Raw genomic sequence first — 9303 nt, forward strand, 5'->3', positions numbered from 1 at the left:
GCCGCGCCCGTAGACCGAACGGTGGATCGCCGACCAGTAGACCTAATCCAACCGCAACGACGAAAGGGACATCAGCTCGCGTAACGCACTCTGACATGCGGAAACCCGGAGCGCGCCGCCAGACCACGCCCTCCGCCATCCACTAGATAGGACACAGAATCGTCTGACCAAGCTGGCTGGCGCCATCGGCGCCGGTGCCCGGGACCACCAGGCCGCCGCGGCCGACCGGCCGACGACGCCACCCAGCAGTAGACCCGACAGCGCGCATCGTGTGTCATCGGGGCCAGACGTTCACGCCGAGCCGCTTCGGCCAGCGAAGGAGCCCGCATGAGTAGCTCGCCGATCGAGTCGAGATGGGAACGGCGGGTACGGCTGGCCGTTGAGGCTGCACTCATCGTGCTGGGTCGGCGTCCTCGTGCAGTGGGCGGCCGGTGCCTCCTGGGGCGAGATCGTCCCCAGGCCCGTGGTGCTGGCCGTCATGCTCTGGATTCTGCGGCCGCTCGATCCTCCCGGCGACGTCGGCCCGGAGGCGGCGGGGGACGGCCCAACCGACGAGGTTACTGATGAGTAACACTACAGTGCATCATTCGTTCTGTCCGGTGTGAGCAGTCCGCTCATGCGGCGCTGACCTGCGGAAACGCTCATGGGTGATCACTCCGCTACCTGGCGGCTGGGGACGCCTTTGGGAGTAGAGGGTCGAGGAGGCGCACTCTTCGGCGTCCTCCTCCCGAAGGCGTCCCCAGCCCCAAAGTAGGTCGATCGTTGCAGTTCAGAGTGTTCCCAAGATCAAGAGTGAGTGCTGAGGTGGCCCATCTCGAAGAGCTGGTCTGGCAAGTGCGCGAGGACGAGTTGGGCCGCCAGCACTGGCACCACGCCAAGCTCTACACCGCGCTCGTCCAGGCCGTGGCCGACCTCGGTGACGCCTACCCGGGCGGCCTGGCGCGCCTCGAGCGCGAGGCCGCCAAGCACAGAAGACGTCAGTAGTGACAGACCCGACAGACAATCCGATCCGGCGCCGGCGCGCTGAGGCATGCGCTGAGCTCATGTTTAAGGCCACTTTAAGGCCACTGAAAGATCGGTTCCTAATGTGTCTGCGTGGGCAACCCCAACCGCAAGGAGTGACATGAGGTTAATCGCAGCTATCGCCGCCACGATGGTGCTCGCCTCCTCCCCGGCCGCGGCCGAACCCGAGGAGAGCGACCGGGAGATCCCCCTGGCGCACATCGAATACACGACCGGTCTCACCGTGAGCTTCTCCGACAGCCAGCCCTCCAACGAAGTGGGGATGTCCCAGCTCGGGATCATCGGCCGCGCGCCGCTCATCGCCTGGGAGCGGAGCAACAGCTACCTGCAGACCTACCTGGAGATCACCCCGCCCGACGTGCCAGTGCCCCAGCGCCTCGTCGATGACCACGGCACCGACCTCCCCGCCGAGCTGCAGCGGCGGCGGATCACCAGCGAGCCGGTCACCGTACGCGGCCTGACCGCTCCGGCCGGCGCCGTGCTCTCCGCCTCGTGCACCGCCGAACACTGGGGCTGGCACCTTTGGCACGACAACGCCCAGGCCGGCCTGGCTCCCAAGTCGTACACCACCCTCGACTTCGGCGGTTTCAAGGAGCGTCGCGCGGAGAGCTTCATCTTCAACTGCCTGCCGGTGGGCTCGCCGAGTTACCTGTGGGCCCGGCACCGGCTGTACTACTGGAACGGCACCAGTTGGTGGAGGCAGGCGGAGGAGAAGGTCGGCCCTGGGCTTCAGGCGGAAGAGGTCAAGGGCAAGATCAAGCTCCACCGCAAGGTCACCTATGACGACGGCTGGGGGTCCAGCCCTAACTGCCTCAGTGGGGCTTGCAAGTACACCCGTGAGGGACGTTTCACCAGCTGACGGGTGACTGGTCGCCTGCGGAAGGCTCAGTCGTACCAGCCTGGCTGTGCCCGGCTGGGGTATCTGCGCTGTACGCCGCCAGCGACCCGAACCCCGGACGCTCAGCCGCGCCCAGCAGCAGGCCATCCACAGCGCCGCCGACTACCACCAGCCGCTCACCGAAGCCGAGGCCACCCTGCTGCTGTCGGTCATCTGGTGCGGCCGCTCCCCGCAATACGCCGCCTTCCGCGAGCAGCACCTCGAGCTCGAACGCGAGCGGGGACCCGTTCGCCGAGCCGCCCTGGTGGCGTCGCCCTCGTCTCGGCGATGAGGACTATCTCCAGGAGCTGCTATACGGCGTCCTCCTCCCGAAGGCGTCCCCAGCCGCCAACTAGCGCCGACAACTCAGAACCTTGATTCTGTCCGGTTTCTGAAGTGGCATAGCCGCAGGTCAGCGCATGGGTCATGTTCTCTGAGCGGATTCGGCCACATCTCAGCACCACCCTCCCGCCGCCGAAACCCCAGCCTCCGCGCCGTCCGGAACACGCCTCTGACCTGCAACGATCGACCTACTTTGCCGCCAGACCGGCGGGTGAACCCCGCGCAAGGTGACCTTCAGCTGGTGGACGGTGCCCACGGTGACGGTGTTCACGGCGGCGCTCACGGGCGATCTTTCCCTCGGTGTCCGGCGGCGATGGGCGCCACCGTAGCGGTGCAGGCCTGCGCCGCCGTGCCTGTCGGGTCGCTTGGCCGGGCGTACGGGGGTCCAGCCAAGGTGAGCCCAAAAGCCGCCACGCGGTGATCTTGGGGGCCTGGGCCCCGTTGCGGCCTACCGCTGGGCGCTGGGTTCGCCCTCGACCGCAGGACGGCGCGTGGCCCTGGGGTCGCGCTCTTCCGGGTGAAGATCACGGGATGTGTTCGCTTTGCTATGGATCGGGCGCGATACTGCGGCCAGTGATCGTACGGTTACGATTTGTTATGAGAGGATTCGTGCGGGCCGACAGCAGGTCGGCCAGTGAGGGGAGATTACGCAGCGCGCCCGGCGGACCCGCACGATGACTACAGCGGCTACATTTACCTGCCCACCCCATACGGCGCGATTGATTTGCGCATTACGTAAGCCCCCTCTGCCTTGCCGCAGCGCCGACACCATGTGATCTACGCCCGCCCCGGTACGGACCTCGCGGAGCCCGTGCCAGGGCGGAGTGCCGTCCACCAACGACGAAGGGCCCTGCCGCTACCGGCGAGGCCCTTTCTGCTGCGTTTCCGCAGGCCGTAGGCTCGCCCTGATCCACCGTCGCCGCACCCGGGCGAGCCTGCGGTCGGCTCTCACGCCTCCAAGATCACCGCGTGGCGGCTTTTGGGCTCACCTTGGCTGAACCCCTGTGATCTTCTTCATGCTCGTCGCGTCTGGCTCAGGAGTTCGCGGACCAGTGCCTGCCCCCACCACTCCTCAATGCGGTCGGGGGTCCAGCCGCGTTCGGTGGTGAGGGTGGTGTAGACGTCGATGTTGCAGATGGCCGCGTAGACGTCGACTGCAGTCTGTAGGTCCAGGCCGGTTCGAAGGGTGCCGGACGGCCAGGACGAGAAGACCTGAACCCGGGTTTCGTCGCCCCGTTTGCGGCCGTCGCCGTAGACCGTGGCGAGCTCGGGTTCGCTGCGGCCCGCTTCGCGGACCAGCAGGATGACGTCGCCCGCGCGCTCGAACAGCCGCCGGTCGTAGGCGGCCATCGCCGCGAGCTGGCGCTCGGGGTCCGCCGCCGCGGCCTCCAGTTCCGCGAGCATCTGCGGCGCGTCGGCGGACAGGTCGGCCGAATCGGCCACGGCGCGGGTCAGCCCGGTCTTGTTCCCGTATGTCGCGTAGACCGTGGGCACGGAGACCCCGGCCTCGCGCGCCACCTCGCGCACGGTCGTGTCCGCCCAGCCCCGGGAGTCGAAGAGCTGGCGGGCGGCGCGGGCGATCTCGGCTCGGGTCTCCAGCGCCTGCGTCGTCCGGCGCAGCGAGTCATAGCGACGTCGGCCCTGCTCTGCGTCCATTCCTTGCCCCTTGCCCTCTCTAGGTTTTACGCACCTTATAATCAATATATGATATTTAAATCCAAGTCGACCACCATGGGCTTCTCCCGGATCGGCGGCATGGCCGCCATCGGCTTCGCCGCCATGATCGTCCTCGCCAACGTGATCATGGTGCCCGCCGGCCTGCCGCTCACCGGCGCCGAAATCGGCGAGGTCACCGCGTTCTTCGCCACCGAGGGCCTCGCCGTCGGCGTCGGATCCGCACTCACGCCCGCCGCCTGGATCCTGGCCACCTTCTTCGGCGCCGGCGCGCTCGCCGCGCTGTGGCACTCCGAGCGCGAACGGGGCGAGGCGTGGTCGCTGCTCGGACTCGCCGGTCTGGCCCTTCAGAACGCCACCTTCGCTGGGGTCGTCGCTGCCCGCCTCGCCCTCACCTCGACCGCCCCGCACGACCGCTCCGCGACCACGGGCCTCTGGGCGTTGCACGATGCGGTGTTCACCCTCAACGGAACCTTTCTGGCGCTCGCCCTCCTCGGCCTGTCCGTCGGCGGCCTGCGCACCGGCCTGATCCGGCCCTGGCACGGTGCCCTGGGGCTGCTTGCCGCAGCGCTGCAGTTCGCCTCGGCCACCTTCGCCCACTGGGTCATCGACAACGGCGGTCTCCTGGGGCTTCTCGGCCTCGTTGGCTGGCTGATGTGGGTCGTCTGGATCGTTGCGTACGGCATCGTCCTGATCCGACAAAACCCCGACACCCCGGCCCGGACACTCACCAACGACCGAACGAGTACCGCCCCTGCCTGAGCTGGCGAGCGACATCTGGCACGTCATCGGCGTCGGCCGACGCCGCTACGCCCACCGCATCCGCCGCGTCCACGGCTGACCGCACCGACTCTCACACGAACCCGAACCTCACAAGGAGCAGGACAATGTCGCTGAAGAACATCAACACAGTCCTGGCCACCGCCGGTGCCCTGTTCATCCTCTACATCGGCGTGTCCTACGTTCTGACCCCCGAGACGTCCGCGCCGAACTTCGGCCTGCCGGGCTGGCCCTCCGGCGACGGTGAGGGCTTCCTGGTCCTCAAGGGCATCCGCGACGGCCTCGGTGGACGCGGTCCCGAGCCGGATGGCCGTGGCGTACTTCATCATCAGGTCGTAGTTCTGGGCGATGATGTCCCATCGGATCGGCCTGGTCAGCGCCGGGCCGAGCAGCGGGTAGGAGAAGTCCTCACCCCGGCCGGGTACGTACAGCTTCATCTTGTTGATCTGTTTGAACCGGGCGATTAGGTCGAAGCCCAGCAGCCTCGTGATCCCGAACCCGACGAACGAAGCGCCGTGGGAGTCGACGAAGTTTTGCTCGATCTCCATGTCGGTGCTGTGCCGCATCGCCCCCTCTACCATCGCGTGGACCTCGGAGGCGGAACAGCTGATCAGCTGGCTGTGCACGGCCATCGACCCGCCGACCTCGACCGTCCAGTAGATCAAGACGCCGCGCTTCGCCCTCCGGTAGCGGGAGTGCCATTCGGTGAAGATGTTCTGATCGAACGCGGAGAAGTGGGTGGAGTCCGAGGCCACCGCGGTGGTGCCCTCGCCCCACAGGGTGGTCTGCCGGACGGCGAAGGTGGCGTTGGCGATGATCCGGGCGACCTCGCGGCATGCCTCGACGGTCAGGTACCGGCGGCGTACGTACCGCAGGTCGTCCTCGGTATGAGGGTGGTCGCCAGCGGCGACCGCGCGGATCCCCGTCCCGGTGCCGTAGGCGTAGATCAGCAGCAGGAGCCGTTCGAACAGTACCTGGGCGTCCAGGTGGTTCTGGGTTCCGGCCGGGGTGAAGACGTTCAAGCAGCCGGTGCGCAGGCAGGTCTCGGTGAGCGTGTCCATCAACGGCACGACGCCCCACCGGTCCCGGATCGCCGACTTCAGCCGGCGCAGGTTCCGCGGTTCGGGGGCGGCGTCCAGCGAGGTCAGCTGGATCGCGCCCGTGTTTCTGCGTTCGGCGATCTTCAGCCAGGCCAGGCCCTTGCCGCCCAGGGCGTCGTTCAGCGCCGACAGCTCGGTGTCCATCTCCGAGCGGAGCTGGTCGACGAACACCTGCGGGTCCAGGGGCTTGCGGAGCTTGGCGTAGTTCCCGGCCCGCCTGTCCTCGAAGTCCTTCGGCAGGTCGTCATCGGGGTTGCGCCACCGGTCGGCGCCGACCACCCAGACCTCCTTGCACCGCAGCTTCTCCCGGAGCGTCTGGAACACCCCGCACTCATACACGCTGCGCAGGATCCGCTGTCGCTTCTTGCTGTCCGCCCGGTACATCAACTCCACCAGCTCAGCAGGGACAATCCCCTCCACCGGCACGTTCTCGCCGAGGGCATAGCACTTGATCCGGTTGGACATCGGCCTTGTACCGCTTGATCAGGGTGAGGGCCTGCATCATCGGCGCGTGCACCGTGTTCGTCGACCCGAACTCCAGCACCTCCAGGATCTGGATCAGCCCAGTCCGGTAGTGGTTGGTGTAGGAGGCCTTGAACACCCGCTGCTTGTGCTGCCGGTAGGAAGTCCCCTTGGCCTTGTACTCATGCAGCAGCTGGACCAGCGGCTTGTAGCCGCCCGGTACCGCCGGATAGATCACGTCCTCCACACGAGACTCCGGCGACTCCAACGCCGCCTCGGTCATCTTGAACAGGATGTTCTCCTTGCCCGACACCCGCTTCAGCTCCGCCACGAAATCACTGGTGACCTTCGTGTCGGCGCGGGCGTTGATGCGGTGCACCGTGGAGATGAGCAGGTCGACGAGGGCGTCGGTGATCTCGCGGGCCCGGCAGTGCAGGTAGGCGGCCAGCAGAGTCACCTTGACGTCGTGCGGGTGGGACCGCAGGTGGGACGGGGCCTCGGCCGCGACCCGGGCCCGCCAGGCCGCCAGCACCTTCGGCGCGACGTCGGCAAACAGGTCGTCCGGCAGGCCGACCTTGCGGATCGCGGTCAGCTTGACCACCTCCCGCTCGATCGTCTTCACGCTCACGTTCCCCGGCTCCTCTCGGATCACCGCGAACACATCCACCCCGGCCGCCTCCGCCGCGCCGAACAACGCCCTGTCGTCCTCAGCCTCAAGCTCGGCGTCGTCGCCAGGGTCGGCGCTCTTGGCCACCAATGCCAGGAGCCGTGGGATCGCTTCGGCCGGGATCCGACTGGAGATCCGGGCGGTCTGCGTCTGCTCAGCCTGCCGCAGCGCCGACCCGATGATCCGCCGGATCCGGTCGCGGGCCGGCGGCTCGATCCGCTCATCCCGCAGATGCGCCAGCAGCTCGGCGCGGACCCGGTCGACCTGCCGCTCCTTGTCGCACACCTGCACCGCCAGCCAGTCCGCGGCCTTGTCCGAGTCCACGAGCGAGCACTCCCGGAACCCGAAGTACTTCCGAACGTCTTTGCGGTGATCCTTGATCGTCCGGCCGACCAACTCATACAACCCCAGCTCGGACGCGGGAACGTCCACCAAGCGGGAGACGTAGGCGACGGCCTGATCGGGGAGTTCGGCGCGGCCCGTCGGGAACCGGCCGTGCATCGCATAGAACCGCAGCAGCAGTGCGAACCCGAGTTTCGTCGCGCCTCGCCGTCCCGACAGCTGATCCAGCTCGTCCCCGACCAGCGTCCAGTTCCCGACGAGCTCGTCCTCGTCCAGCACACGCCCCACGCGGCATCCGGCTCTCTCACGAAGCGGCAAGCCAAGCCGCCGCAAACCCCACGAATCCTGTTCAATACTGGCCGCGCACGATCACCGACGTCCGACGATCAGAGAAAGATCCCTTAAGAACGGATGCCATGCAGACCGGCCCTGATCAACCACGCCATGTCGCGTAGAGGCGGTCAGCCCAGGCGAGCCGATGATCTCCGACTTCCGCTGCTATGACGGCGCTCAGCTGTTCCAGGGACAGCACTGCTTCGTCGGCGGTCATGCCGGTGAACCGAAGCAGTGCATAAGCGAACATTCCGGTTCGATGGATCCCCGCAGAGCAGTGGACCAGCACATGGCCGCCGTCGCGCAATATGGAGCTCACCTGCATGAGGGCCACCCCTAGCCGCTGATCACTGGTAGGGGGCGGAGGGCCGGCGCTGGGGAGGGGGATCCATATCCACTGCAGGCCGACGGACTTGACAACAGAGCCAAGCTGCACGGCGCCTTCGTGCTGGGACAACAGTGTCACCACGTGAGTTACGCCCAGCGACTCCAAACCCGGGAGTGCCCTCAGCTTCGGTCGTCTCGTCACCGAGAGTGTTCCACCGCCGGCGGAAATCTGATCGACAGATGGTTGGGGCGGCACAACGGAATGTTATATGCGTGCCAACCAATACCGCTGCAGGTTTATCGGCAGCCCACTCACCGCCGCCCTCCTATCCGCTCTCGACACACCACCAGCGACAAGCCGCACACCAAGCCGCCAACTCGCACATCAAGACCCCGTCCGCCCACGCTGCCGGGGCCTTCTTACACCGTCACGTCCTCATCCTCAACTTGAGTGTTCTAGAACATCCTGTAGCGTCCCTGAGGAGCCGCTCCACCAGCGCGATCCGCAATGCGTGTTCACTGTTCACGGCATCCACTGTTCCGGCCGCCCGCCAGGCCGAAGCGAGCACGTCGCCGCCCGATGACGCAGTTCAGACCTCTCGATCATCGGCGCTTGGGGTCGAGTGACCCACACCGGGACACGGTAATCCCCGCCGGAAGGCTGGGGCGGCGACGCCCTGACGGCTTGCCGTGGCAGGGGGCAGCTCGCAGCAGTAGGCGCGCCGAAAGCCGCCATCAAGTCGCATTTGCCCAGGTGAAAGGGGGTGCCCGTATATATGAGACGCACAAGCGAACCTCGCCTGAAAGACCAATGGCGCAACATGGGCGCCGAGACAGCAGTTCGGACGGGGCACGATCGTCTGGCCGCCGGTCGTAGAGCCTGGAGCCATACTGGCCCTGATCGACTGGGGCCGCGACAGTCGCGGCCGCAATTTCACGCTCAAGTGGAAGCACATGGGCAGGGACTGGGAATTCTTCGTCGTCAGAGTCGTGATCGACCCGCAAGATGGCAACAGAGTCCACGAGTTCGTCGTCGATCGGATTGAGCTTGTTCCGCTTTGACGGACACCGTCGGTGTGGTGGTCAAGCCGCGAGGGCGGCCTCGTAGGCAGCTGGACTAACGTAGCCGAGGCTGCTGTGCAGCCTATGCAGGTTGTACCAGCTCTCGATGAATTCGAAGATCGCGCTGCGGGCGGCGGCCCGACTCTGCCAGGGACGCTCTGTCGGCAGCTCACCCTTCAACGTCGCGAAGAACGACTCGGCCAGAGCGCTATCCCAGCACTGAGAGTGCGTTACGCGAGCCTCTGCCCGTGATGCCGCAGTGTGATCGAGGGGATTTGTAGCGTTACCGCCAATAGGCGGGTCCGGGTGTGCTG

At 66.7% G+C, this 9303-nt stretch carries 9 protein-coding genes and 1 pseudogene; 5 read left to right on the top strand and 5 right to left on the bottom strand.

What is annotated here, in order from left to right; genetic code table 11:
- The first annotated feature begins 379 nt into the window (after positions 1-379).
- The 4 genes from AB0B45_RS50935 (at position 380) to AB0B45_RS50950 (ending at position 2192) form a co-directional block, all read left to right on the top strand.
- Positions 380-571 (top strand): hypothetical protein, encoded by a 192-nt coding sequence (locus AB0B45_RS50935; protein WP_358146206.1) that lies wholly within the window; start codon positions 380-382, stop codon positions 569-571.
- Positions 572-804: 233 nt separating this feature from the next.
- Positions 805-984, top strand: coding sequence for a hypothetical protein (locus AB0B45_RS50940; protein WP_358146208.1), 180 nt, complete (start codon positions 805-807; stop codon positions 982-984).
- A gap of 139 nt (positions 985-1123) precedes the next feature.
- The gene (locus AB0B45_RS50945; protein ID WP_358146210.1) at positions 1124-1882 is read left to right on the top strand and encodes a hypothetical protein; all 759 of its coding nucleotides are present in this window, start codon (positions 1124-1126) and stop codon (positions 1880-1882) included.
- A gap of 46 nt (positions 1883-1928) precedes the next feature.
- Entirely contained in the window at positions 1929-2192 is a 264-nt protein-coding gene (locus AB0B45_RS50950) for a hypothetical protein (RefSeq protein ID WP_358146211.1), read from the top strand.
- Between the two features lie 1064 nt (positions 2193-3256).
- Here AB0B45_RS50950 and AB0B45_RS50955 read toward each other — a convergent pair.
- Complete coding sequence (locus AB0B45_RS50955; RefSeq protein WP_358146213.1) at positions 3257-3898, bottom strand: helix-turn-helix domain-containing protein; 642 nt, start codon at positions 3896-3898, stop codon at positions 3257-3259.
- Between the two features lie 99 nt (positions 3899-3997).
- On the opposite strand from AB0B45_RS50955, the gene AB0B45_RS50960 reads away from it, so the two are divergent.
- A complete protein-coding gene (locus AB0B45_RS50960) occupies positions 3998-4678 on the top strand; it encodes a hypothetical protein (RefSeq protein WP_358146214.1) in 681 nt (226 codons plus the stop codon).
- A gap of 23 nt (positions 4679-4701) precedes the next feature.
- Here the strand turns inward: AB0B45_RS50960 and AB0B45_RS50965 are convergent, their stop codons facing one another.
- The 4 genes and pseudogenes from AB0B45_RS50965 to AB0B45_RS50980 all read right to left on the bottom strand — a co-directional run.
- Complete coding sequence (locus tag AB0B45_RS50965) at positions 4702-6261, bottom strand: Tn3 family transposase (protein ID WP_358146216.1); 1560 nt, start codon at positions 6259-6261, stop codon at positions 4702-4704.
- Positions 6194-7555 (bottom strand): DUF4158 domain-containing protein, encoded by a 1362-nt coding sequence (locus AB0B45_RS50970; RefSeq protein ID WP_358146218.1) that lies wholly within the window; start codon positions 7553-7555, stop codon positions 6194-6196. Before AB0B45_RS50970 ends, AB0B45_RS50965 begins: the two co-directional genes overlap by 68 nt.
- A 145-nt stretch (positions 7556-7700) precedes the next feature.
- A complete protein-coding gene (locus AB0B45_RS50975; RefSeq protein ID WP_358146220.1) occupies positions 7701-7925 on the bottom strand; it encodes a tyrosine-protein phosphatase in 225 nt (74 codons plus the stop codon).
- A 1085-nt stretch (positions 7926-9010) separates the two neighbouring features.
- Positions 9011-9208 (bottom strand): annotated as a pseudogene (locus AB0B45_RS50980) (IS3 family transposase); the annotation flags it as partial.
- Between the last annotated feature and the right edge of the window lie 95 nt (positions 9209-9303).

The organism is Nonomuraea sp. NPDC049152 (genome assembly GCF_040648355.1).
GTDB lineage: Bacteria > Actinomycetota > Actinomycetes > Streptosporangiales > Streptosporangiaceae > Nonomuraea.

Excerpts from the sequence above, each read along its gene's own strand:
- AB0B45_RS50945 (WP_358146210.1), top strand. The coding sequence starts at position 1,124 with ATGAGGTTAATCGCAGCTATCGCCGCCACGATGGTGCTCGCCTCCTCC.
- AB0B45_RS50955 (WP_358146213.1), bottom strand. The coding sequence starts at position 3,898 with ATGGACGCAGAGCAGGGCCGACGTCGCTATGACTCGCTGCGCCGGACG.
- AB0B45_RS50960 (WP_358146214.1), top strand. The coding sequence starts at position 3,998 with ATGGCCGCCATCGGCTTCGCCGCCATGATCGTCCTCGCCAACGTGATC.
- AB0B45_RS50965 (WP_358146216.1), bottom strand. The coding sequence starts at position 6,261 with ATGTCCAACCGGATCAAGTGCTATGCCCTCGGCGAGAACGTGCCGGTG.
- AB0B45_RS50975 (WP_358146220.1), bottom strand. The coding sequence starts at position 7,925 with ATGCAGGTGAGCTCCATATTGCGCGACGGCGGCCATGTGCTGGTCCAC.